We start from the raw sequence: 24,235 nt of genomic DNA, 5'->3' as shown, positions 1-24,235 counted from the left end.
TTTTTTATTATAATAATATTTTTCTTCAAAGGGGGGATAAAGATTGTGAAGAAGTCGAAACCAAAATACATGCAAATTATTGACGCAGCTGTCATTGCCATTGCGGAAAATGGCTATCATCAGGCACAGGTTTCAAAGATAGCTAAACAGGCTGGAGTAGCTGATGGTACGATTTATCTTTATTTTAAAAACAAAGAAGATATCCTTATCTCGCTCTTTGAAGAAAAAATGGGAAGCTTCATTGAAGAAATAGATAATTTGATAGCAGGAAAACAGACAGCAACGGAGAAGTTATTAATGATGGTTGAAACTCATTTTGAATTGCTTTCACGAGATCATCATCTAGCAATCGTAACACAGCTGGAATTACGCCAGTCAAATAAGGAATTGCGATTGAAAATTAATGAAGTTCTTAAAGGTTACTTAAAGGTGATTGATAAGATTCTAATTGAAGGTAAGGAAAATGGTGAGTTTTCAAGCACACTAGATGTTCGTCTTGCCCGGCAAATGGTATTCGGTACAATTGATGAAACCGTTACATCATGGGTGATGAATGAAGAGAAGTATGACTTAAAGGCCCTGGCATCCCCAGTCCACCAATTGCTTATTAATGGATTTGGAGGCCGCTAGAGCAAGAACCTTATTTTATGGGAGGGGATTCTCTGGTATGGAATTTTTAAAATGGACCAGCGAAAACAGTATTGCCACGATCACGATTCAGCGTCCTCCGGCTAATGCACTTTCATCAGGCCTCCTGCGGGAATTATCTGCGGTGCTTGATGAAATTGAACCAAACCGTGATATCGGAGTCATCGTGATCCATGGAGAGGGACGCTTCTTCTCAGCCGGTGCGGATATTAAGGAGTTTACTACGATTGATTCCGCTCAAGGATTTTCTGATCTTGGCAAATTCGGACAAGATTTATTTGACCGCATGGAGAAATTTCCGAAGCCGATCATCGCGGCGATCCATGGGGCAGCACTTGGCGGCGGCTTAGAGCTTGCGATGGCATGTCATATCCGGCTGGTAAGCGAAACAGCGAAGCTCGGACTGCCGGAGCTTCAGCTAGGCTTGATTCCGGGCTTTGCCGGCACACAGCGTCTGCCAAAGTATGTCGGTACAGCGATGGCGGCAGAAATGATGTTTACTTCGGAGCCAATTACCGGTAAAGAGGCTGTCCAATATGGTTTGGCAAATCATGCCTACCCTGAGGCGGAAGTATTGGAACAGGCTTATAAGCTGGCTGGAAAAATTGCTAATAAAAGCCCTGTTTCCATTAGTGCAGTTATTAAACTATTAAACTATGCCAAAACGGAAGAATTCTATGATGGAATGAAGAAGGAAGCCGAGTTATTTGGCAAAGTGTTTGTTTCGAAGGATGCAAAAGAGGGTATCCAAGCCTTTATCGAAAAAAGAGAACCGCATTTTAAAGGTGAGTAAACTTACCTGTATAGTTGGATTTAGGGTTAATATTTTTTTAACTTAAATTTTTTTAATCTTTCAAACTGAAAAAATGTTTGAATTTCATAGGAGGGAGCTAGACCATGAACATTTACGTGTTAATGAAAAGAACGTTTGATACTGAAGAGAAGATTGCCCTGAGCGGAGGGAAAATCAACGAAGATGGCGCAGAGTTCATCATCAATCCTTATGACGAGTATGCTATTGAGGAAGCGATTCAAGTACGCGATGCCCATGGCGGTGAAGTAACGGTCATCTCTGTCGGTAATGAAGAAGCTGAAAAGCAATTACGTACTGCTTTGGCCATGGGGGCTGATAAGGCAGTCCTTATTAATACAGAAGACGATGTTGAAAATGGCGACCAGTTTACCACGGCGATAATTCTTGCTGAATACTTGAAGGACCAAGACGCTGATTTAATTTTAGGCGGTAACGTAGCGATCGATGGCGGGTCTGGTCAAGTTGGTCCACGTGTGGCTGAACTTCTTAACATTCCTTATGTAACCACTATTACAAAGCTTGAAATTGATGGCAGCAAAGTAACAGTAACCCGTGATGTTGAAGGGGATGCTGAAATTATCGAAACAAGCCTGCCGCTATTAGTAACGGCGCAGCAGGGTTTAAATGAGCCTCGTTATCCATCACTGCCTGGAATTATGAAAGCGAAGAAAAAGCCGCTTGAAGAATTAGAGCTTGATGATCTAGATCTTGATGAAGATGATGTAGAAGCAAAGACAAAAACAATTGAAATTTACTTGCCGCCTAAAAAGGAAGCAGGAAAGGTTTTATCCGGCGAATTAGCAGATCAAGTAAAAGAACTTGTCAATCTTCTTCACACTGAAGCAAAAGTAATTTAATCGTTCTTTTTCATAAATTTTTGTTACTAGGAGGTAAACTCAAATGTCTAGAAAAGTATTAGTTTTAGGAGAAGTGCGTGACGGCGCGTTACGTAATGTATCATTTGAAGCAATTGCTGCGGCGAAAACTGTTGCAGAGGGCGGAGAAGTTGTCGGGGTTTTAGCTGGTGAGGCTGTAAGCGCTTTAGGCACAGAACTTGTAAAATACGGTGCAGATCGTGTGGTTGTAGTGGAAGATGCGAAGCTTGCGCAGTATACTTCAGACGGATTCGCACAGGCAATACTTGCCGTTATTGAACAAGAACAGCCAGAAGGCTTAGTATTCGGCCACACTGCACTTGGAAAAGACATTTCACCAAGGATCGCAGCGAAACTGTCTTCCGGTCTTATTTCTGATGCAACGGCTGTAGAAGCTGCTGGCGGGAATATTGTCTTTACAAGACCGATTTACTCTGGAAAAGCGTTTGAGAAGAAAATTGTAACGGATGGTTTAATTTTTGCTACGGTTCGTCCAAACAATATTGCTCCATTGGAAAAAGATGAAGCAAGAAGCGGTGAAATAACTTCCCTTTCTGTTGACATTAAGGACCTTCGCGCTATTATCAAAGAAGTAGTAAGAAAAGCAACGGAAGGTGTAGACTTAAGTGAAGCAAAAGTAGTCGTTTCCGGTGGACGTGGTGTGAAAAGTGAAGATGGCTTCAAACCGTTAAAGGAATTAGCAGATATATTGGGCGGCGCAGTTGGTGCGTCTCGCGGGGCATGTGACGCTGAATATTGTGACTACTCATTACAAATTGGTCAAACCGGAAAGGTTGTTACACCAGACCTTTATATTGCTTGTGGTATTTCTGGTGCCATTCAGCACCTTGCTGGTATGTCTAACTCCAAAGTAATTGTGGCAATCAACAAAGATCCGGAGGCAAACATCTTCAAAGTGGCTGACTACGGTATCGTTGGTGACCTATTTGAAGTTGTTCCGATGTTAACGGAAGAGTTTAAAAAGCTGAAAGTACATCAATAATAGTTATTGGCGAGTGGTGTAGAGGCCGCTCGCTTTTTGTATAGTAATTTGTAAACAGGGTAGCTTAAAAACGAAGCATAAAGGCGGTGTGAGCAGAGCTAAACTACTCAAATTTATCTGAAGCAATGTTGGAATTTTTCAATAGAAATGATAAGTTGAATAACTATTGCGACGCTCCTCCCTTTTTCCTTTAAGACATATTATTAGCGTGATTTTCCAAACGATGTTATACTTTCGGTAGTATTTGAAGAAATATTTAGGAGGTTACTGAATAATGGCAATTTCTCATGTAACAGATCAAAATTTTACCGCTGAAACAGGCTCTGGCCTAGTGCTTGTAGACTTCTGGGCACCATGGTGCGGACCTTGTAAAATGATTGCTCCAGTATTAGAAGAACTTGATGCTGAAATGGGCGATAAAGTAAAGATTGCTAAGCTTGATGTGGATGATAATCCACAAACTGCTTCTAACTTTGGTGTTATGAGCATCCCAACACTTATGGTGTTCAAGAACGGTGAAGTGGTTGACAAAGTTGTCGGCTTCCAGCCAAAAGAAGCATTAGCTAGCGTATTAGAAAAGCACATCTAATTCAAATACTTCATAAAACCTTTACCGGAAACAATTTGGTAAAGGTTTTTTACTTTTTCCAAGGGAAACCTGCTTTCATTTATGGAAGGTTTGTTTTAATATTGATAGAAAAGAGACCGACGGGGAGGAGTGGCCCGATGAATGAAACCATTAAACAAAAATTAACGCTGCTGCCTGATCAGCCTGGCTGCTACCTAATGAAAGACCGTCAGGGGACAATCATTTATGTCGGTAAAGCAAAGGTGTTAAAGAACCGTGTTCGTTCTTACTTTACCGGGTCGCATGATGGAAAAACGTTACGGCTGGTACAGGAGATTGAAGACTTCGAATATATTGTAACCTCTTCAAATATTGAAGCATTGCTGCTTGAGCTTAATTTAATCAAAAAATACGATCCAAAATATAATGTCATGCTGAAGGATGATAAAACCTATCCGTTTATCAAGCTGACCGCGGAAAGACATCCTAAGCTGATTATCACAAGAAAAGTAAAAAAGGATAAAGGCAAATATTTTGGACCATACCCAAATGTCGGTGCAGCAAATGAGACGAAAAAGCTCTTAGACCGGATCTATCCGCTACGAAAATGTGCAACCCTGCCTGACCGGATCTGTTTGTATTATCATTTGGGTCAGTGCCTGGCACCATGTGTAAATGAGGTAAGCGAAGACCAGTACAAACAAATGACGGATGAAATTACCCGTTTCTTAAATGGCGGGTATAAGGAGATTAAAAAAGAACTGACCGAAAAAATGACGGCTGCCGCTGAGGACTTGGACTTTGAACGGGCAAAGGAATATCGCGATAAAATTATCCATATTGAAACGATTATGGAGAAACAAAAAATTACGATGACTGATTTTACCGACCGTGATGTCTTTGGCTATGCGGTTGATAAAGGCTGGATGTGTGTTCAAGTCTTTTTTGTCCGGCAGGGGAAAATGATTGAGCGTGATGTCTCGATGTTCCCAATCTATAATGAACCGGAAGAAGAAATATTAACGTTCCTCGGTCAATTTTACCAGCAGCCGAATCACTTTAAGCCAAAAGAAATTCTCATCCAAGATGATGTGGACTTGCACATGGCAGAACAGCTCCTGGAAGTGAAGGTGCTGCAGCCGCAGCGAGGGCAGAAAAAAGAGCTAGTGAAGATGGCGATTAAGAATGCAAAAATTGCCCTGAATGAAAAATTCTCGCTGATCGAAAAAGATGAGGAACGGACGATTAAGGCGGTGGAAAATCTGGGAGAACTTCTCGGCATTTACACACCGCATCGGATTGAGTCATTCGATAATTCAAATATCCAAGGAACAGATCCGGTATCGGCCATGGTAGTGTTTATTGATGGTAAAGCAAATAAACGCGAATATAGGAAGTACAAAATTAAATCCGTCAAGGGACCCGATGATTATGAATCAATGAGGGAAGTTACGCGCAGACGGTATTCCCGGGTGCTGAAGGAAAATCTTCCGCTGCCCGATTTAATTATCATTGATGGCGGAAAAGGGCATGTGGAAGCAGTCAGGGATATATTAGAAAATGAACTTGGCTTGGATATTCCATTAGCAGGGCTGGTAAAGGATGAGAAGCACAGGACTTCACAGCTTTTGTATGGAAATCCTTTAGAAATTGTCCCGCTGCCAAGAAACAGCCAGGAATTTTATTTATTACAGAGAATTCAGGATGAGGTCCACCGTTTTGCCATTACGTTTCACCGGCAAACACGTGGGAAAACTGCTTTCCAATCCTTATTGGATGATATTCCCGGTATCGGTGAGAAGCGGAAAAAATTATTGCTTAAGCATTTTGGTTCTGTGAAGAAAATGAAGGATGCGGGCTTAGATAAGTTTACAGCGATTGGACTGCCAGAAAATGTTGCCGTGGAATTGGTGAAAAAATTACAGTCAGAGTGATTGTCAGATAGTTTGGGCTATGCTATAATTAGGAAAATTTAATTTACTATCACTTTTATACGCTAAAGTGAAGGTAGAGGTGCGAGCTTCAATAGTAAAGGTTCGGAGAAGGATGGGCTTCGATGAAGAACCTTGAAAGGGTATGTTCGCCGAAGCGGGGAAAGACTCATTGCTTTCTTTGCTGGTCCTGTGTTGAATAAATACAGGATTGTCAAGACGAATTGTCTTGGAGAGCTATCTTTCATTGTCTGCACAAGAACTTTTTTCTTGGTGTCAATCAAAGCAATGGGATATTCTCTCATTGCTTTTTTTATTGTAAAGATAGTTCAACATCATTAACTGAAAGTAGGGGAAGAGATGGGATTAATTGTCCAAAAATTTGGCGGCACTTCCGTTGGGAATGTTGAACGAATTTTAAATGTGGCAGGATGTGTAAAAGAAGAAACTGATAGAGGAAATCAAGTTGTGGTGGTTGTTTCCGCGATGGGAAAAACAACAGATCAGCTTGTTAATATGGCGAAGGAAATTTCAGGGCAGCCAAGCAAGCGGGAAATGGATATGCTGCTTGCAACCGGTGAACAGGTGACCATTTCCTTATTAGCCATGGCGTTAAAGGAAAAGGGACTTGAGGCTGTTTCCTATACAGGCTGGCAGGCAGGAATTGTAACCGAGCCGGTTCACGGAAATGCCCGGATTACCAAAATCAACACTGAGGCAATTGAGGGAGAGCTTAATCAAGGAAAGGTTGTCATTGTCGCGGGGTTCCAGGGGATCACGGAGTCAGGTAACATTACGACCCTCGGACGCGGCGGATCCGATACAACGGCCGTAGCGCTAGCGGCAGCATTAAATGCTGATAAGTGCGATATTTATACAGATGTTACCGGGGTTTTTACCACTGACCCAAGATATATTCCAAGTGCCCGGAAATTATTATCAATTTCTTATGATGAAATGCTGGAGCTCGCTAATCTAGGCGCAGGAGTACTTCATCCAAGAGCAGTCGAATTTGCTAAGAATTATCAGGTTCGCCTTGAGGTCCGTTCAAGCATGGAAAAAGTAGAGGGAACAATTATTGAGGGGGAAGCTACAATGGAACAGAATTTAGTAGTAAGAGGCGTTGCATTCGAAGATGAAATTACACGGGTAACGGTCCTGGGGCTTAGCAATTCTTTAACCAGCTTATCGACGATTTTTACCACTTTAGCAAGCAATCAAATCAACGTAGATATCATTATTCAAAGCACAACTGAAACAGGAGCATCCAACCTGTCATTCTCCATTCATACTAAGGACTGGCTTGAAACATTAAATGTATTAGAAGACAACAAATCGGAATTAAGCTATGAACAGCTTGACGCGGAAAATAAACTAGCCAAAGTATCCATCGTCGGTTCAGGCATGATCTCAAATCCAGGCGTAGCAGCCCAAATGTTTGAAGTCCTGGCCGCCAACAACATCGCCATCAAAATGGTCAGCACATCAGAAATCAAAGTATCCGCCGTAATCGAAGAAAAACACATGCACAAAGCAGTAGAAGTTCTCCACGAAGCATTTGAACTTGGGAAATAAAATGGGAAACGGTGTCAGGCACCATGTGAATTTTTCACATGGTGCCTGACACCGCTATAGTGCGTCTCGCTGGTCCCATTTGACGGTGAAGCGGACTTTGTTGGATTTTTTGTTTGGGTGTTCAAAGGTTTCGGTGATGACTTGTTTTTGCTGTTCTATTTGCTGGGCAAGGAAGCCTGCTTCGAGCTGGAAGAATTGCTCTGCTTTGGTTTTGATACGTGACACAATGAGCGGACTGATTAGTTCGAATTCCATCTCGTTTTTCGATTCGTTTTTGAGTTCAAGCTGGCCCCACGAGGCTTGTTCGAAAAATTCAACTAGTTGATCGTAATCATCTATAGGATATTTGCGGGCTAGAAGCTTTCCTGCCCAATATAAGATCTCAGGGGTGTCTTTACCTAAAATTTCAGGTAAAAGAGTTTCCCGAATTAATTCATAACCAAAGATGGAAATGGACCGTGGCTCAACGGAATTTATTATTTGATTTGCAGCTGTGCTTTCTTTCACATGTTTCCCCTCTTTCTACCATTCTATTATATACAAATTAGATTAAGTTTCAGTACAGTTTTTAAAAAAAGGGTTAAGATTCAGAGGATTATTATTTTCCAATATTTTATTGTATTTGTTATGATAATTTATCATTCCCAAAATGATGCGGTTTCCTACCGTAAGATATTGGAAAATAACAAGTGAATATTTTCGCTGCATACGGACAAATCTATCGTAAAAAGGCATAACTAATGGGCTCTATTATAATAGTAATATATTTAAAATGTTTTGTTTAAAACATAAAGTTTTGTGTATCCGTTTCCTTGACGCTATATGATGTTGGGAGTACAATGGACATGTCACATAATTGTCACACTGGCGCTAAGTTTTAGGGGTAAAAATTGGGAAAAAAACTTAACGTCATGGTAAAAATTTAAAGGGGGTTCGTTTGATTAATGACGGGTAGTCGCGAGTTTTTTAATCGGAGATTGCATTCATTATTAGGAGTTATTCCTATTGGCCTATTTTTATTGGTGCATCTCACAGTCAATCACCAGGCAACAGGAGGAGCAGAATCATTTAACAAGGCAGCAGATTTCATGGAAAGTATGCCATTTCTGCCAGTCCTCGAAATTTTATTAATCTTCTTGCCATTATTATACCATGCCATTTATGGTCTTTACATTGCCTTTACAGGTACTGCTAATACAGGAAGATATGGCTTTTTAAGAAACTGGATGTATCTAATGCAAAGGATCACTGGTGTGCTGACTCTTATCTTTATTGCATGGCACGTTTGGGAAACACGTATTGCAATGATGTTTGGAACACCGCTTAATTACCAAATGATGGAGGATATTCTTTCTTCACCATTTATGATTGTTTTTTATGTTGTTGGAGTACTTTCTGCTATTTTCCACTTTTCAAATGGATTATGGTCATTCATGGTTAGCTGGGGTATTACGGTATCACCACGCTCACAAGTCATTTCTACATACGTAACTATGATTATTTTTGTAGTTTTAGCTATTGTAGGAATGCAAGCTGTGTTTGCTTTTGTTTAAAAAAGGTCTTGAACGGAAAAATATTGGATTTAGAATATAGGAGTGAGTTACGATATGAGTAAAGGCAAGGTGATCGTAGTCGGCGGTGGATTGGCTGGCTTGATGGCAACGATTAAGGTTGCAGAACATGGAACACCTGTAGAATTATTTTCACTTGTTCCTGTGAAACGCTCTCACTCTGTTTGTGCCCAAGGTGGTATTAATGGAGCAGTAAACACCAAAGGTGAAGGAGATTCACCGTGGATTCACTTTGACGATACAATTTACGGCGGAGATTTCTTAGCAAACCAGCCGCCAGTTAAAGCAATGTGTGAGGCAGCACCTGGAATTATTAATTTATTTGACCGTATGGGAGTTATGTTTAACCGTACTCCTGAAGGGTTACTTGATTTTCGCCGCTTTGGTGGGACACAGCATCACCGTACTGCATTTTCTGGTGCAACAACTGGTCAGCAATTATTATATGCATTGGACGAGCAGGTTCGCCGTCACGAAGTAGCAGGTCTGGTAACAAAGTATGAAGGATGGGAATTCTTAGGTGCAGTCGTTGATGACGATGGTGTTTGCCGCGGTATTGTTGCTCAAGACTTGAAAACAATGGAAATCAGATCATTTGCAGCTGATGCTGTCATCATGGCAACTGGCGGTCCTGGAATTATCTTCGGTAAATCAACAAACTCTGTTATCAATACAGGTTCTGCAGCATCTATTGTATATCAGCAAGGTGCATACTACGCAAATGGTGAGATGATTCAAATTCACCCGACAGCCATTCCTGGTGATGACAAGCTTCGTCTTATGAGTGAATCAGCCCGTGGTGAAGGCGGTCGTATTTGGACTTACAAAGATGGTAAACCATGGTATTTCTTAGAAGAAAAGTATCCTGCATATGGAAACCTAGTACCACGTGATATTGCAACACGTGAAATTTTCCATGTCTGCGTTGATGAGAAATTAGGTATTAACGGCGAAAACATGGTATATCTTGATTTATCGCATAAAGACCCACATGAATTGGATGTTAAGCTTGGCGGTATTATTGAGATTTATGAGAAATTTGCCGGTGATGACCCGCGCAAAGTTCCAATGAAAATTTTCCCTGCTGTTCACTATTCAATGGGCGGTCTATGGGTTGACTATGAACAAATGACAAGTATCCCTGGTCTATTTGCTGCAGGGGAATGTGATTATTCACAGCACGGTGCTAACCGCTTAGGTGCAAACTCCTTGCTTTCTGCAGTTTATGGCGGCATGGTAGCAGGACCACATGCAGTGAATTACATTGAAGGACTAGAAAAGAGTTCTGATGCTGTATCTTCTACTATTTTTGATCGTAAAGTTAAAGAAGAGCAAGAAAAATGGAATGCAATTATGGCAATGGATGGTACTGAAAATGCTTACGTCCTCCATAAAGAGCTTGGCGAATGGATGACAGATAACGTTACAGTTGTCCGTTACAATGACAGGCTGCTAAAAACTGACGAAAAAATCCAAGAGCTTTTAGAGCGCTATAAGAAAATTAATATTAATGATACAGCTAAATGGAGTAACCAAGGAGCTGCTTTCACTCGTCAATTACAAAACATGCTGCAGCTGGCTCGTGTTATTACCATTGGAGCGTACAATCGTAATGAGAGCCGCGGTGCTCACTATAAACCTGATTTCCCTAAACGTGACGATGAAAACTTCATGAAAACAACAATGGCTAAATTTGTTGATTCTAGTTCTGCTCCAGCTTTCCATTATGAGGATATAGATATTTCCTTGCTTAAGCCAAGAGAGCGCGATTACACGAAAAAGCACTAAGAGAAAGGGGAGTAGGAAAAAATGGCAGAAACTAAAATAGTGAAATTTATCATAACCCGTCAGGATACTCCAGAATCTGCTCCTTACGAGGAGGAATTCGAAGTTCCGTATCGTCCGAATATGAACGTTATTTCGGCATTGATGGAGATTCGCAGAAACCCTGTAAATACAAAAGGGCAAGGTACCGCACCGATTACTTGGGAAATGAACTGTCTGGAAGAGGTTTGTGGTGCTTGCTCAATGGTTATCAATGGAAAGCCGCGCCAAGCTTGTTCAGCATTAGTGGACAAGCTGGAACAGCCGATCCGTTTGGCACCGATGAAAACATTCCCTGTTGTCCGTGACCTTCAAATTGACCGCAGCAGAATGTTTGATTCATTGAAAAAAGTAAAAGCATGGATTCCAATTGACGGAACCTATGATTTAGGACCTGGTCCTCGTATGCCTGAAACAAAACGTCAATGGGCATATGAATTATCTAAATGTATGACTTGCGGTGTCTGCTTAGAGGCATGTCCAAATGTGAATAGCAAATCAAACTTTATGGGACCTGCTGTCTTTAACCAAGTTCGCTTATTTAATGCACATCCAACAGGTGCGATGAATAAAGCGGAACGTCTTAACGCCTTTATGGAAGATGGCGGAATGCAAGGCTGTGGTAACTCACAAAACTGTGTACAATCATGTCCGAAGGGTATTCCGATTACAACTTCAATTGCTGCTGTTAACCGTGATGCATCATTTCAATCATTTAAAAACTTCTTCGGCAGTGACCGTGGCTGATTATAGCGAAAACCTTCTTTCCAATTTTGGAGAGAAGGTTTTTTATTTACTAAAGAATCAAATCGTTTTGTTTGCTATAATATAGCTCAAGGATTGAAAAGGACGGTATCGGATTGTGAAAGCAAAACTGCCATTAATATTAATTTTAACAGGATTAATCATTATTGGATTTGCCGCTTGGCAGCTTTTAAAGGTGAAAATGCAAACAGATGCCTCGATTAAACAGGCAAAGGAAATAGTCGCGAATAATAAGTCAGTAGAACCGGCTGAAGCGAAAAAGCAATTAAGCAGCCTGGAAACGGGAGATACAGCAGGACTTTTAGTTATTCCAAAAATTAATGCGGAGCTGGCCATTATTGAGGGAACGGATCCGGATGATTTAGAGAAAGGGGTCGGTCATTACAAAGGCTCTTATTTTCCGGATGAAGCAGGACAAATCATTCTATCCGGACACCGTGATACCGTATTCCGGCATTTAGGCGAGCTCAAACTTGGTGACAGCCTAGAAGTACAAATGCCATATGGAAATTTCACTTATGAAATTATTAATACAAAAATTGTTAATGCGGATGATACCAGCATTATCACCTTGCAGCGCGACCATGAGGAATTAATTTTAACAACATGCTATCCGTTCCGTTTTGTCGGAAATGCACCGGAACGATATATTATTTATGCAACGCGAAAATAAAGTATTTTCAAAATACATAGATTATAATCAAAAAATTGAATTGAAAAATAGTAATAGAGATGATAGTCTATAATTGAAAAAGTGAAAACGGTTCCACTGTTTTCACTTTTTATTTCACTTTTGTGCAAACGTTTTCGCAAAAAAATAAAATGTAGGGGGGATTTCTTTGAAACGGGTATATTCATCATTGATTATCTTGGTAATGTTGTTTAGTACTATCATTATACCGTTTGCACACGTAGCGCGTGCTGCAGATGAGACGTATGAAAAAGTTGTACTCCGTGGCAATGCTGAATCATTAGATTGGAGTTCTGATGATCATCCGCTGACTTATGATGCGGGCTCTAGAGTATGGAAAAGTTCAGCTATTCCATTGCAGGGCGGCAAAGAGGTTGAATACAAATTTGTCATGAATAACGAATGGATGCCGGGTGAGAACCTTCGATTTACACCGCCGCAAACCGGTGATTACATTTTTGTATTTCACCCTGATGAACAAAGAACTGTTGACGTTCAGCTTGATTTTTCCAAGTTTACTGGAAAATTAACCTTGAAGGTAAAGCTGCCGGCGAACACGCCTGATTGGGCGGTGCCAACCATAGGTTCCAGTTTAAATGGGTTTAATTACACGGTGACCCCATTAACGAAGAATCCGGATGGGACATGGTCTGTATCATTGGCTGGGAATAATGGCGAGGAAATTCAATATCTTTACTCCTTAGGAGATGCCAAATTTACAGAAGATCGAGAGGAAAAAAGGAAAGCGGTTTTTACAAACGAAGGAAAAGTCTATGAGGATACAGTTTCCGACTGGAATGTTGTTCCTGTAGCAAAGGATGTTAAAAATAATAATTCATATTTGCCTGAGCTTCCAACTAGTAATGATGATGTAACCATCAGTGTCTCGGTGAAGCACTATGGATCAGTTGACAGCGGGGCTATATATTACACAACTGATGGTTCATTTCCGAGTGGAAGCCGTGGAACTGCAGCTGACAACACTAAGGTAGTGAAGCTTGAAAAAGGTTCAGAATCATCTGCTAATGGACTAACAACAACGATTTTTAAAGGAATCATTCCAAAGCAGCCAAATAGAACGGCCGTTAAATATATAACCGATGTATGGAGTGAAGCAGGGGTTGGTTCGCAATTTGCGGATTCAAACAGTCAAAATCCGGACGATGCAACACCATTCGGATATTACGTTGATCAATTTACATCACCGCAGTGGGCAAAGGATGCCATCATTTATCAAGTTTTTGTTGATCGATTTAATAACGGGGACACCACAAATGATGACCCAAGTACAAAAGACCTTCCTTATGATGAACAGCTGAAAGGTTGGATGGGAGGAGACCTTGAGGGTGTTTTAAAGAAATTAGATTACATTAAGGGGTTAGGTGTGAATACCATCTGGATTTCTCCGGTATTTGAAGGACCTTACTCCCATGGATACCACCCGGCCGATTTTATGGCGATCGACAAACGATTTGGCGATAAGGCAACAATGAAGAAATTAGTGGATCAAGCCCATGCTATGGGAATGAAGGTTGTCTATGATTTTGTTGCCAACCATACATCATCTAAGCATCCATTTTTTGAGGATGCCAAAGCGAAAGGTGAGGGCAGTCCGTACTATAACTGGTATACCTTCACAGAATGGCCCGATAAATATAAAGCATTTTCGGGGATAGCCGAATTGCCGGAGCTGAACAATGACAACCCTGAAGTAAGGAATTATATCATTAATACAGTTGTTCCTTTTTGGTTGAAGGACCTTGATTTTGACGGTCTCCGTTTGGATTATGCCAAAGGACCAAGCTACAGCTATTGGGTTGATTTCCGCCACAAAGTAAAAGAACTCAAACCGAATGCGTACATCTTCGGAGAAATTTGGGACAGCCGTGAAAAAATTAATTCTTATGCTGGCGAGCTTGACGGAGCCATAGACTTTGGAATGAACGATGCTCTTATGAATGCTTTTGCGAAAGACCGTTCCATGGTGGATCTAAGTAATACCGTGAAGGAGAATGCGGTAACATATCCTCGTGAATATGTCGTTTCGTCATTCCTTGACAGTCATGATAAACCGCGATTTATCTACGAAGCCGGCGGAGATGTGAAAAAAATGGAGCTGGCAGCTGCTGCTCAGTTTACACTTCCGGGATCGCCAATCATCTATTATGGAGATGAAGTCGGCCTTTCGATGAGCAAAGATCCAAATTCAGTAGCTGATTGGAAGGACCGTTATTATCGTGAAATGATGCCATGGACTCCTGAAGCCCAAAATGCCGAACTATTAAATCATTATAAACAGTTGATTAAGCTGCGAAATGATATATCCGCATTTCGAACAGGGTCATTTAAGTCATTATTGGCCACTCAAAATATTTTTGCATACGAAAGAGCAGATCAGAATGGTCAATACCTAGTTGTCATCAATAAAGGTACCACCAGCCAAGAAATTGATGTCAATCAGTTATATAATCAAATAAAAATTAATGATGTAAACTTAAAGGACCAGTTAGGCACAGAAGAAATAAATAATGATAGTAATGGAGATTTAAAGTTTACGAGCGAAGGCCAGTCGTTTAAAGTATGGAAGGTTGAAGGCCAGCTGCAATACAGTGATACACCAATTGACCGTAATAAAGTATACAAAGACGTTGTACTTAGAGGATCTGAGCCGCCGCTTGCTTGGGGTGGCGCAGACCAGAAGCTAAGCTATGATGCGGTGCAAAAGGTTTGGAAGAGTCAGCCAATCGCTTTAACAAAAGGCAAAAAGGTAGAGTTTAAGTATGTAAAAGATGGTCAGTGGATGGAAGGAGATAACCTCACCTATACACCTGAAAGTACCGATAAATTTATTTTTGTATTCCATGCACTTGATGAAAGAAAAGTAGATGTCCGTGTGGCTGAACAAAAGGTAACAACAAAGGTGAAAATTCACTACCAGCCAAAAGCAGGAGACATAAAAGATTGGAACCTATGGGTTTGGGGTGAAGGAAAAGAAGGTAAAGTATATCCGTTTACCGGTGAAGACAAGTATGGTAAAGTGGCTGACGTAGAAATTGATGGTGATTTTAACCGCGTAGGCTTTATCGTTAGAACCGATAGCTGGGAAAAGGACGGCGGCGACCGGATCATCGACAATATTTGGAATGGAACTGAGGAAGTTTGGGTAAAGGCCGGGGATGACAAGGTCTACACAAGTCCTCCGGATGGAGAATATCGTGAATTGCCAACCTACGATGAATTAGAGGTAACCTTTAATTATTACCGATACGACTCAAATTACGATGATTGGGATATATGGGTATGGACTGATAAGTCAGATGGCCAGGCGGTTCCATTAGCAAATATGACTTCCATTGGTAAACAGGGAACATTGAAATTAACGAATTTAAATGGGGCAACAAAGGTTGGATTTATTGTCCGGAAAAAGGATTGGTCTGCAAAGGATATTGACGGTGACCGCTTTGTCACAAAGTTTTCTCCGGATGGCAAGGCCGAGGTATGGCTTGTTCAGGGGCAGGCGCGAATATATGATAATCCAGCCAAGATTGAACGCAATCCAAGAATCGTGAAAGCAGCAATTGATGAATTAAATCAGATTACTTTAGAAACGAACTTCCCATTTGCGATAAATGATCAAGAAAATGCGGGAATCCAGTTAATTGGGGCCAAAATTGCAACAGTTGAACCAATTGGGAATTTGGCAAATGGACTGACAAATAAAGTGAAAATTACAACGAAAGAGGATCTGGATTTAACAAAGGTTTACAAAGTCAGCAAAGAAGGTTTCGGAGAGGCAACCGTTCAAATGGGCAAAGTGATTGGAAGTAAGTCTTTCGAAGAACAATTCTATTATGACGGTAATGACCTTGGTAACAGTTACTCGAAAGAAAAAACGAGATTCCGATTATGGGCTCCAACAGCTGCGGAAGCGAAACTAGTTACTTACGAAAAATGGGATGCAGGAGCTGGAATAGAAATCCCAATGATCCGTTCCGAAAAAGGAACATGGATTGTTGAATTAACTGGTGATCAGAATGATTTATTATATACCTATAAAGTAAAAATTGGCGATACATGGAATGAGGCGGTTGACCCATATGCCCGTGCTGTTTCAGCAAATGGCGATAAAGGGGCTGTTATTGAAATGGCTGCCACAAATCCGGATCGTTGGAATAATAAAAAGCCCCAGTTGAAAAATCCGGAAGACGCGATCATTTATGAAGCTCATATTCGGGACTTGACAATTTCCCCTGACAGCGGGGTCAGCGAGCAATATAAAGGGAAATTCCTTGGTGTTGCCCAGGCGGGGACGAAAGGTCCGAATAAAGTAAAAACCGGTTTAAGTCATATAAAAGATCTTGGTGTAACCCATGTGCAAATTTTACCAATGTATGATTACAATACGGTTGACGAAACAAAACTGAATCAGCCGCAATTCAACTGGGGGTATGACCCGAAAAACTATAATGCACCTGATGGATCTTATTCAACTGATCCATATACACCGACAGTAAGGATAAAGGAAATGAAAACAATGGTGCAAGCGTTTCATGATAATAATCTGCGTGTCATTATGGATGTGGTTTACAATCATATGTATAATGCCGCAGAATCCAACTTTCAAAAGCTAGTACCCGGCTATTACTTCCGTTACAACGAAGATGGGACACTGGCAAATGGCACGGGGGTAGGAAACGATACCGCCTCGGAACATAAAATGATGCGGAAATTCATAGTAGATTCTGTATCATATTGGGCAAAAGAGTACCATATTGACGGTTTTCGATTTGACTTAATGGGGATTCATGATATCGAAACAATGAAACAGGTTCGCGAAGCCTTAAACAAAATGGATCGTTCTATTATAGTTCTTGGGGAAGGATGGGATCTTAATTCGCCGCTTGCCCCTGCACTGAAGGCCAACCAAAAGAATGCCTATAAAATGGAGGGGATCGCTCATTTTAACGATGATATCCGTGATGGATTGAAAGGAAGTGTATTTGATGAGCATGACAAAGGTTTTGTCAATGGAAAGCCGGGAATGGAGGACCGCATTAAAAAAGGTGTTGTCGGCGGTATTGAATATAATGAAGCGATTAAAACGTTCGCCGATGAACCTGGAAAAACCATCACCTATGTGGAAGCTCATGATAATTTAACTTTATGGGATAAATTGAAGAAGACAAATCCAAATGACAGTGATGATGTGCTCAAACAAATGCATAAATTAGCTTCTTCGATTGTCTTGACGTCACAGGGAATATCCTTTATACATGCCGGACAGGAATTTATGAGGACAAAAGGCGGCAATGAAAACAGCTATAATGCACCTGATGCTGTAAACCAATTAGATTGGACCCGCCGTAGTCAATTCAATGCGGAAGTGGAATATGTTAAAGGATTAATCAAAGTTCGGAAAAAACACCCCGCATTCCGGATGACAACCGCTGAGGACATCAAAAAACATCTTAAATTTTTAGATGCACCGGCAAACGCTGTGGCTTTCTATCTTGATGGAAATGCGAATGGGGATTCCGTAGAAAAAATTGCTGTCGCCTATAACGCTAACCGTAAGCCAATCGATATTACGCTGCCTGCAAATGGAACTTGGAAGTTAATCGTTAACGGTGAAGAGGCTGGAACTAAAGCAATTGACATCATTAAAGGAAATAAAATTAAAGTTCCCGGGCTAAGCACTTATGTTTTAACACTGGGTAAGTAGGCAAGCCCTAAAAGTGAAAGCATTCATTTTCAAATTTAAAGAGGTCCCTGTTATTTTGCAGGGACCTCTTTTTCATTATTGCTTTCTTAGTTTATTAAAAATCATTATTTATAAAGCAATTACAGTCACTACCTAAGCACACTATACATATGATATGGTGACTAAATATATACCCACCCCCGGTGCATAACTGGCGAAGGCAAGGAGGGTTACAATACTTGAAGGAGAATGAATATACTCACAAGCCATTACTCACCAAACGAGAAAGAGAAGTATTCGAACTGTTAGTACAAGACAAAACAACAAAAGAAATCGCTGGTGAATTATTTATAAGCGAGAAAACGGTTCGGAATCATATTTCGAATGCAATGCAAAAGCTTGGTGTTAAGGGGCGATCACAAGCAGTTGTAGAACTCCTTCGTATGGGAGAGCTAGAACTTTAAACATGGCCGGCATCCGTAATGGATGCCGGTTCCTGCTTTGTAAGGATGTTATTTTGGGTGTCAGGCACCATGTGAAAATTTCACATGGTGCCTGACACCCATTCAATGATTTTGCTTGAATTTTTTGCGGAAAAAGTGGAAAATAAGGACAAGCTGATAGATTTATTTGTTTTGATGAGAGCATATTCTAGGAGTGTAAAATAAATGAAGGTTGAAAATTCTGAGAAAATTAACGGGGATATTGTTGCGAATATTGAAAAGGATTTGCGTTATATATCCGGAATCATCAAGCAAAAAGGCAGGGAAATGCTAAGTAATTATAAGATTACGCCGCCGCAATTTGTAGCCCTGCAGTGGCTTTTTGAAGAAGGAGATATGACAATCGGAGAACTTTCCAATAAAATGTATTTGGCATGCAGTACAACAACTGATCTTGTCGATCGTATGGAAAAGAACCTGTTAGTTGAACGGGTAAAAGACCCGCATGACCGGCGTGTGGTGCAAATTCATTTGCTTGAAGAGGGAAAACGAATCATTGATGAAGTGATAAAAAAACGTCAAGCGTATTTGACGGAAGTATTAAAAGACTTCTCAATGGAAGAAATTCAACTTCTTCAAAATAATCTAGCAAAACTGCACCAGGAAATGCGATAACGCAAAACTCATTAGATTCCCTTTAATAGGGGAATGTATGGGACACAGTTGATTTTATGAATAAAAAATGAGGCGAGATGTTTTGAAGCAGGCAATCGGTGTGATCGATTCAGGTGTTGGCGGGTTAACAGTTGCTAAAGAAATAATGCGGCAGCTTCCGAATGAAAAGATCATTTACTTAGGAGATACGGCTCGCTGCCCGTATGGTCCAAGAACAACTAAAGAAGTAAAAAGATTCACATGGGAATTAACCAACTTTTTATTGAAAAAACATATAAAAATGCTTGTTATTGCCTGTAATACGGCGACAGCAGCGGCGCTGGATGAAATTCGCCGGGAGCTACCCATTCCTGTCCTGGGTGTCATTAATCCCGGGGCCCGTGCCGCGGTCAAGCGGACAAGGAATTATCGGGTTGGTGTAGTCGGTACGGAAGGAACCGTGAAAAGCGGTGCTTACGAAAAAGCGTTGAAGTCTCTTAACAGCCATCTGTTCATTAAGAGTCAGGCGTGCCCTAAATTTGTGCCGCTGGTGGAAAGCGGTGAATATGGCGGACCGATTGCGGAGAAAATTGTCAGTGAAGCATTAAAACCATTATTAGATCAAAATCTTGATACTTTAATATTAGGCTGCACCCATTACCCATTACTTGAACCGCTGATTAAAAAGGAAATGGGTGAAAATGTTAACGTTATTAGTTCAGGGGACGAAACAGCCCGCGAGGTTAGCGCCATCTTAGAATATAATGGTCAATTGGCAACAGGTGAAAAAGCGCATGTACACGAATTTTATACAACTGGTTCAACATGGATTTTTTCAAAAATTGCATCCCAATGGCTCGAAGAACTCTGCCCGGTTAACCAAGTGAAAAAAATTAAACTATGAAGAGCTTCCTTTAAAAGGAGGTTCTTTTTTTGAAATTTGTCCAATTTTTCTTTCCGAAGACGGTCTAATTTTTTCGTAGGCTCGTATATATGATAGTACAAACTGTCTTTGGGGGGAAAAATATGTTTAAACATAAGGGGAAAATCCTTGGATACACGGTACTTACTTCAACCATTATGCTGTCTGGGTGCGGTCTTTTAGGTGGTGAAACAAAACAAAAAATTGATCCGCCAAAAACAATCTCCGTTGCCGACCAAAAAGAAAGTAAAAAGTCCAAGGCGGAAAAAACAGAAAACAGCGTTAAAACAGAACTTTATCTTATTGATAAAAACGGCTATGTTGTACCGCAGACACTAAACCTTCCAACAACGAAATCCGTAGCAACCCAAGCGCTTCAGTATTTAGTCGAAGGCGGCCCTGTCTCTAACGAACTTCCAAACGGTTTTAGAGCGGTATTACCTGAGTCGACGGACCTTTCTGTCGATATAAAAGACGGAGTGGCAACAGTTAATTTTTCAAAAGAATTTAAGAACTACCAGCCAGAAGATGAGATGAGAATTCTCCAGTCTGTGACCTGGACGCTGACTCAATTTGATAATGTGAGCGCTGTTAAACTAAAAATGAACGGCCATGAGCTAACAGAAATGCCAGTCAAAGGAACACCAATCAGTGAAAATCTCTCCAGGGCCTCAGGCATAAATTTTGATGTAGCAGATGTTATCGATATTACAAATACGAAACCAGTTACTGTCTATTTCATCGGCGGTGAAGAAGGTTCCTATTACTATGTACCTGTGACACGCAGGGTCAGCAACAACCAGAAAGATCCGGTCGCTGCTGCCGTTAATGAATTAATTAAAGGGCCAAATGAAAAATCGAACCTTGTTTCTGATTTTACGCCAGATGTAAAGCTTCTGGATGAACCGAAATATGAGGATGGCAAGGTAACATTAAACTTTGACGAGAACGTTTATGGCAGCTTCGAGGAAAAAGTGATTTCCCAACACCTGGTTGATGCCCTGGTGTTAACATTAACCGAGCAAAAAGGCATTGAAAAAGTTGCTGTACAGGTTAAAGGGAAGGCTGAAATAAAGAACGACCAAGGAAAGAAGCTTTCTGAGCCGGTAACCCGCCCAGAAAAAGTCAATACAGGTAGTTTTTAAAAAAGTATTTTTGATATACTATATAATGGACTATGAAGGAGGTTGGCTTGGGGCCGCCTCTTTCTTATTTATCGAAAAAAGTGATTGAAACTAAGGAGGAAAATGTTGTGCGCGTTGATGGAAGAGAACCGCTGCAATTAAGGCCGATACATATTGAAACCAATTATTTAATGCACCCGGAAGGCTCGGTGCTGATATCCGTAGGAAATACAAAAGTGATTTGTTCCGCCAGCATCGAGGACCGTGTCCCTCCTTTTATGAGAGGGGAAGGAAAGGGCTGGATTACTGCTGAATATTCGATGCTTCCGCGGGCTACAGAAACAAGAAATATTCGGGAATCGTCGAAAGGAAAGGTCACCGGCCGGACGATGGAAATACAGCGCTTGATTGGGCGGGCGCTGCGGGCAGTTGTTGACCTAACGGCGATTGGGGAACGGACGGTTTGGATCGACTGTGACGTCATTCAGGCAGACGGCGGCACAAGAACGGCTTCGATCACGGGGGCATTTGTCGCTATGACGCTGGCATTAAACGGATTAGCAGAGAAAAGGTCATTAGCAAAATTTCCTATCACCGATTACTTAGCTGCAACTAGTGTCGGAATTCTTAAGGATAATCAAACGGTGCTGGACCTTAATTATGCCGAGGATTCAAAAGCACATGTGGATATGAACGTAGTTATGACCGGCGGCGGTGAATTTGTCGAATTGCAAGGAACAGGCGAGGAATCAACATTTTCCTATGAGCAGCTCCAAGGATTGCTGCATGCCGCGCAGGAAGGGCTTATGGAGCTATTTGAACAGCAAAAGGCTGCGCTAGGAGAAGAAATTACAAAAAAAATTGAGGCCCGCCGGAAGAAATAGGCTGGGCTGTGTGAATTGCAGATATATAATAAAAAAACAAATTAACGATTCGGTCCTGTAGACGGGTTCTACGTGCCCCAATCAGCTGAAATAGTGACGGTTTGGTTACGTAGGCGTGTTCTACGTGCCCCGAGTAGCAGAAAAACTGACAGTTCGGTCACGTAGTCGTGCTCTACGTGCCCCAATCAGCTGAAAAACTGAAGGTTCGGTCACGTAGGCGTGCTCTACGTTCCCCAAGCATCTGAAAAACTGAAGGTTCGGTCACGTAGACGCTCTCTACGTGCCCCAATCAGCTGAAATAGAGACGGTTCGGTCACGAAGACGTGTTCTACGTGCCCAAAGCATCTGAAAAACTGAAGGTTCGGTCACGTAGACGCTCTCTACGTGCCCCAATCAGCTGAAATAGAGACGGTTCGGTCACGTAGAGGTGTTCTACGTGCCCCAACCAGCTGAAAAACTGACAGTTCGGTCACGTAGAGGTGTTCTACATGCCCCAAGCAGCTGAAATAGAGACGGTTCGGTGACGAAGACGTGTTCTACGTGCCCCAAGCATCTGAAAAACTGAAGGTTCGGTCACGAAGACGCTCTCTACGTGCCCCAATCAGCTGAAATAGAGACGGTTCGGTCACGTAGAAGGGTTCTACGTGCCCCAACCAGCTGAAAAACTGACAGTTCGGTCGCGTAGACGCTCTCTACGTGCCCCAATCAGCAGAAAAACTGCAGGTTCGGTCCCGTAGACGTGATCTACGTGCCCAAAACTACTTAAATTATAAAAAAAGAGGCGTTTACGATGAAAGAAGTTATTATTGCTACAAAGAATCCAGGAAAAGCGAGAGAATTTGAACATATTTTTTCACCACGAGGAATCGTAGTGAAGACGTTGCTTGATTTTCCAGAGTTTCCGGAGGTGGAGGAAACAGGTACAACATTTGAAGAGAATGCTATCTTAAAGGCGGAAGCAGTTTCAAAGGCATTGAATAAAATGGTTATTGGCGATGATTCCGGGCTGATGATTGACGCTTTAGAGGGCAGACCCGGAATTTATTCCGCCCGTTATGCCGGCGAACCAAAAAACGACGAAAACAATATTGATAAAGTGTTATCGGAATTAACCGGCGTCCCTGCAGAAAAAAGAACGGCAAGATTCTATTGCGCTTTAGCGGTCGCCGTTCCCGGGCAGGAAGCATTCACGGTGTCAGGCACCTGCGAAGGCCGAATCCTCGAGGAACGAAGAGGGACCAATGGGTTTGGCTATGATCCAGTCTTTTTTGTACCGGAAAAAGGGGTTGCGATGGCGGAGCTTTCCTCCGATGAAAAAAATAAAATCAGCCACCGCGCCAATGCGTTAATGAAACTGGATGAAATGCTGGATTCGCTTTTGGAAAGAGCTGAGCGGTCATGAGCAAGGTGCTTATCGTCAGCGATAGTCATGGTTTGACGAAAGAGCTGGAGTTTATAAGAGAACGGCATCTTCAAGAGGTGGATTTAATGATCCACTGCGGTGATTCACAGTTAATGCCCGACAATAAAGCGATAACAGGATATTTCACGGTGGCGGGAAATTGTGATTTTGGCAGTTTTCCAGAGGAGCTGATCTCCGATGTTGCCGGCAAGAAATTCTTTATTACCCATGGCCATCGTTATTCTGTGAAATCATCACTGATGCCATTAAAATATAAAGCGCAGGAAGTAAGTGCAGATATTGTTTGCTTTGGGCATTCGCATGTTCTAGGTGCCGAGGTGGTAGACGGAACTCTATTTGTAAATCCAGGCAGCATTCGTCTGCCGCGCGGGCGCTCTGAAAAAACATATGTAATCCTCGATTTATTAGATAATAGAATTAAAATGTCAGTCTATGAATCAAACGGACGGGAAATCGCCGGCTTAGTCAGCGATTTCACACTATAAAATTAACGGGGGAAATGTCCCCCGATGGTTTTAAAAAAATTATAAAAAAGCTGTTGACTTTTAGGTATTACGATAATATAATAAATCTTGTCCTTGTTAAACAACTAATATGTCCCAGTAGCTCAGCCGGATAGAGCATACGCCTTCTAAGCGTACGGTCGGGAGTTCGAATCTCTCCTGGGACGCCATACTACATACCAGACATTTAACTCACCTTTTGGGTGAGTTTTTTTCATGGGGAAAAGTGACAATGAAGCGTGCTGCCAACGCGGAAGCAACACTCGCATCGATTGCTCTGTTTCACATTTTGCCTTAATAATGCTAAACTAAATTT

At 41.5% G+C, this 24,235-nt stretch carries 20 protein-coding genes, 1 tRNA gene, 1 pseudogene and 1 riboswitch; of the genes and pseudogenes, 21 read left to right on the top strand and 1 reads right to left on the bottom strand.

The features are described from left to right. Positions 1 to 45 precede the first annotated feature (45 nt). From A6749_RS05275 to A6749_RS05245, 7 genes are all read left to right on the top strand, one after another. The gene (locus A6749_RS05275) at positions 46 to 630 is read left to right on the top strand and encodes a TetR/AcrR family transcriptional regulator (protein ID WP_066386008.1); all 585 of its coding nucleotides are present in this window, start codon (positions 46 to 48) and stop codon (positions 628 to 630) included. Between the two features lie 37 nt (positions 631 to 667). Next, on the top strand, positions 668 to 1,441 hold the full coding sequence (locus A6749_RS05270) for an enoyl-CoA hydratase (protein WP_066386007.1): 774 nt from the start codon (positions 668 to 670) through the stop codon (positions 1,439 to 1,441). A gap of 104 nt (positions 1,442 to 1,545) precedes the next feature. After that, entirely contained in the window at positions 1,546 to 2,319 is a 774-nt protein-coding gene (locus A6749_RS05265; protein ID WP_066386006.1) for an electron transfer flavoprotein subunit beta/FixA family protein, read from the top strand. A 43-nt stretch (positions 2,320 to 2,362) separates the two neighbouring features. Beyond that, on the top strand, positions 2,363 to 3,340 hold the full coding sequence (locus A6749_RS05260; protein WP_066386005.1) for an electron transfer flavoprotein subunit alpha/FixB family protein: 978 nt from the start codon (positions 2,363 to 2,365) through the stop codon (positions 3,338 to 3,340). Between the two features lie 274 nt (positions 3,341 to 3,614). Further along, positions 3,615 to 3,929 carry a thioredoxin gene (gene trxA, locus A6749_RS05255; RefSeq protein WP_066386004.1) on the top strand — a complete coding sequence of 105 codons (315 nt, stop codon included), beginning with the start codon at positions 3,615 to 3,617 and terminating at the stop codon, positions 3,927 to 3,929. Positions 3,930 to 4,066: 137 nt separating this feature from the next. After that, the gene (gene uvrC / locus A6749_RS05250) at positions 4,067 to 5,842 is read left to right on the top strand and encodes an excinuclease ABC subunit UvrC (RefSeq protein ID WP_066386003.1); all 1,776 of its coding nucleotides are present in this window, start codon (positions 4,067 to 4,069) and stop codon (positions 5,840 to 5,842) included. Between the two features lie 66 nt (positions 5,843 to 5,908). Continuing rightward, a riboswitch (Lysine riboswitch) is annotated at positions 5,909 to 6,087 on the top strand. Between the two features lie 112 nt (positions 6,088 to 6,199). Then, positions 6,200 to 7,414: an aspartate kinase gene (locus tag A6749_RS05245; RefSeq protein WP_066386002.1), complete on the top strand. Its 1,215-nt coding sequence runs from the start codon at positions 6,200 to 6,202 to the stop codon at positions 7,412 to 7,414. A 54-nt stretch (positions 7,415 to 7,468) separates the two neighbouring features. Here the strand turns inward: A6749_RS05245 and A6749_RS05240 are convergent, their stop codons facing one another. Continuing rightward, on the bottom strand, positions 7,469 to 7,921 hold the full coding sequence (locus A6749_RS05240) for a YslB family protein (protein ID WP_084797642.1): 453 nt from the start codon (positions 7,919 to 7,921) through the stop codon (positions 7,469 to 7,471). Between the two features lie 437 nt (positions 7,922 to 8,358). Here A6749_RS05240 and A6749_RS05235 point away from each other — a divergent pair, with 437 nt between their 5' ends. The 14 genes and pseudogenes from A6749_RS05235 to A6749_RS05175 all read left to right on the top strand — a co-directional run bounded on the left by A6749_RS05235 (position 8,359) and on the right by A6749_RS05175 (position 24,089). Further along, the gene (locus tag A6749_RS05235) at positions 8,359 to 8,967 is read left to right on the top strand and encodes a succinate dehydrogenase cytochrome b558 subunit (protein WP_066386001.1); all 609 of its coding nucleotides are present in this window, start codon (positions 8,359 to 8,361) and stop codon (positions 8,965 to 8,967) included. Positions 8,968 to 9,021: 54 nt separating this feature from the next. Continuing rightward, positions 9,022 to 10,773, top strand: a complete 1,752-nt coding sequence (sdhA, locus tag A6749_RS05230; RefSeq protein ID WP_066386000.1) for a succinate dehydrogenase flavoprotein subunit — start codon at positions 9,022 to 9,024, stop codon at positions 10,771 to 10,773. A gap of 21 nt (positions 10,774 to 10,794) precedes the next feature. Beyond that, positions 10,795 to 11,556 carry a succinate dehydrogenase iron-sulfur subunit gene (gene sdhB / locus A6749_RS05225; protein WP_066385999.1) on the top strand — a complete coding sequence of 254 codons (762 nt, stop codon included), beginning with the start codon at positions 10,795 to 10,797 and terminating at the stop codon, positions 11,554 to 11,556. Positions 11,557 to 11,671: 115 nt separating this feature from the next. Further along, positions 11,672 to 12,247: a class D sortase gene (locus A6749_RS05220; protein WP_066385998.1), complete on the top strand. Its 576-nt coding sequence runs from the start codon at positions 11,672 to 11,674 to the stop codon at positions 12,245 to 12,247. 202 nt (positions 12,248 to 12,449) lie between these two features. Next, positions 12,450 to 14,531, top strand: a pseudogene (locus A6749_RS29260) (alpha-amylase family glycosyl hydrolase); the annotation flags it as partial. 627 nt (positions 14,532 to 15,158) lie between these two features. Next, positions 15,159 to 17,987, top strand: coding sequence for a type I pullulanase (pulA, locus tag A6749_RS05215; RefSeq protein ID WP_066400821.1), 2,829 nt, complete (start codon positions 15,159 to 15,161; stop codon positions 17,985 to 17,987). Positions 17,988 to 18,205: 218 nt separating this feature from the next. Continuing rightward, on the top strand, positions 18,206 to 18,430 hold the full coding sequence (gerE, locus tag A6749_RS05210; protein ID WP_009796032.1) for a spore germination transcription factor GerE: 225 nt from the start codon (positions 18,206 to 18,208) through the stop codon (positions 18,428 to 18,430). A gap of 204 nt (positions 18,431 to 18,634) precedes the next feature. Further along, positions 18,635 to 19,084, top strand: coding sequence for a MarR family winged helix-turn-helix transcriptional regulator (locus tag A6749_RS05205; RefSeq protein ID WP_066385997.1), 450 nt, complete (start codon positions 18,635 to 18,637; stop codon positions 19,082 to 19,084). Between the two features lie 82 nt (positions 19,085 to 19,166). Further along, complete coding sequence (gene racE / locus A6749_RS05200; RefSeq protein WP_066385996.1) at positions 19,167 to 19,967, top strand: glutamate racemase; 801 nt, start codon at positions 19,167 to 19,169, stop codon at positions 19,965 to 19,967. Between the two features lie 122 nt (positions 19,968 to 20,089). After that, on the top strand, positions 20,090 to 21,130 hold the full coding sequence (locus tag A6749_RS05195) for a GerMN domain-containing protein (RefSeq protein ID WP_066385995.1): 1,041 nt from the start codon (positions 20,090 to 20,092) through the stop codon (positions 21,128 to 21,130). A gap of 107 nt (positions 21,131 to 21,237) precedes the next feature. Continuing rightward, on the top strand, positions 21,238 to 21,993 hold the full coding sequence (gene rph / locus A6749_RS05190) for a ribonuclease PH (RefSeq protein ID WP_066400818.1): 756 nt from the start codon (positions 21,238 to 21,240) through the stop codon (positions 21,991 to 21,993). Between the two features lie 790 nt (positions 21,994 to 22,783). Then, the gene (locus A6749_RS05185; RefSeq protein ID WP_066385994.1) at positions 22,784 to 23,395 is read left to right on the top strand and encodes an XTP/dITP diphosphatase; all 612 of its coding nucleotides are present in this window, start codon (positions 22,784 to 22,786) and stop codon (positions 23,393 to 23,395) included. After that, positions 23,392 to 23,901: a metallophosphoesterase family protein gene (locus tag A6749_RS05180; protein ID WP_066385993.1), complete on the top strand. Its 510-nt coding sequence runs from the start codon at positions 23,392 to 23,394 to the stop codon at positions 23,899 to 23,901. The genes A6749_RS05185 and A6749_RS05180 overlap by 4 nt, the downstream gene beginning before the upstream one ends. Before the next feature lie 111 nt (positions 23,902 to 24,012). Beyond that, positions 24,013 to 24,089: transfer RNA gene (locus A6749_RS05175), tRNA-Arg, on the top strand. Positions 24,090 to 24,235 lie beyond the last annotated feature (146 nt).

Origin of the sequence: Neobacillus mesonae (genome assembly GCF_001636315.1) — a bacterium.
In the GTDB taxonomy this organism is placed as follows: Bacteria; Bacillota; Bacilli; order Bacillales; family Cytobacillaceae; genus Neobacillus; species Neobacillus mesonae.
Note: the sequence above shows the minus strand (reverse complement) of the source record. Positions and strands in the feature narration are given on the sequence as shown.

Excerpts from the sequence above, each read along its gene's own strand:
- A6749_RS05235 (WP_066386001.1), top strand. The coding sequence starts at position 8,359 with ATGACGGGTAGTCGCGAGTTTTTTAATCGGAGATTGCATTCATTATTA.
- A6749_RS05245 (WP_066386002.1), top strand. The coding sequence starts at position 6,200 with ATGGGATTAATTGTCCAAAAATTTGGCGGCACTTCCGTTGGGAATGTT.
- A6749_RS05195 (WP_066385995.1), top strand. The coding sequence starts at position 20,090 with ATGTTTAAACATAAGGGGAAAATCCTTGGATACACGGTACTTACTTCA.
- sdhA (WP_066386000.1), top strand. The coding sequence starts at position 9,022 with ATGAGTAAAGGCAAGGTGATCGTAGTCGGCGGTGGATTGGCTGGCTTG.
- A6749_RS05270 (WP_066386007.1), top strand. The coding sequence starts at position 668 with ATGGAATTTTTAAAATGGACCAGCGAAAACAGTATTGCCACGATCACG.
- A6749_RS05205 (WP_066385997.1), top strand. The coding sequence starts at position 18,635 with ATGAAGGTTGAAAATTCTGAGAAAATTAACGGGGATATTGTTGCGAAT.
- A6749_RS05180 (WP_066385993.1), top strand. The coding sequence starts at position 23,392 with ATGAGCAAGGTGCTTATCGTCAGCGATAGTCATGGTTTGACGAAAGAG.
- uvrC (WP_066386003.1), top strand. The coding sequence starts at position 4,067 with ATGAATGAAACCATTAAACAAAAATTAACGCTGCTGCCTGATCAGCCT.
- trxA (WP_066386004.1), top strand. The coding sequence starts at position 3,615 with ATGGCAATTTCTCATGTAACAGATCAAAATTTTACCGCTGAAACAGGC.
- A6749_RS05260 (WP_066386005.1), top strand. The coding sequence starts at position 2,363 with ATGTCTAGAAAAGTATTAGTTTTAGGAGAAGTGCGTGACGGCGCGTTA.
- A6749_RS05265 (WP_066386006.1), top strand. The coding sequence starts at position 1,546 with ATGAACATTTACGTGTTAATGAAAAGAACGTTTGATACTGAAGAGAAG.
- A6749_RS05185 (WP_066385994.1), top strand. The coding sequence starts at position 22,784 with ATGAAAGAAGTTATTATTGCTACAAAGAATCCAGGAAAAGCGAGAGAA.
- sdhB (WP_066385999.1), top strand. The coding sequence starts at position 10,795 with ATGGCAGAAACTAAAATAGTGAAATTTATCATAACCCGTCAGGATACT.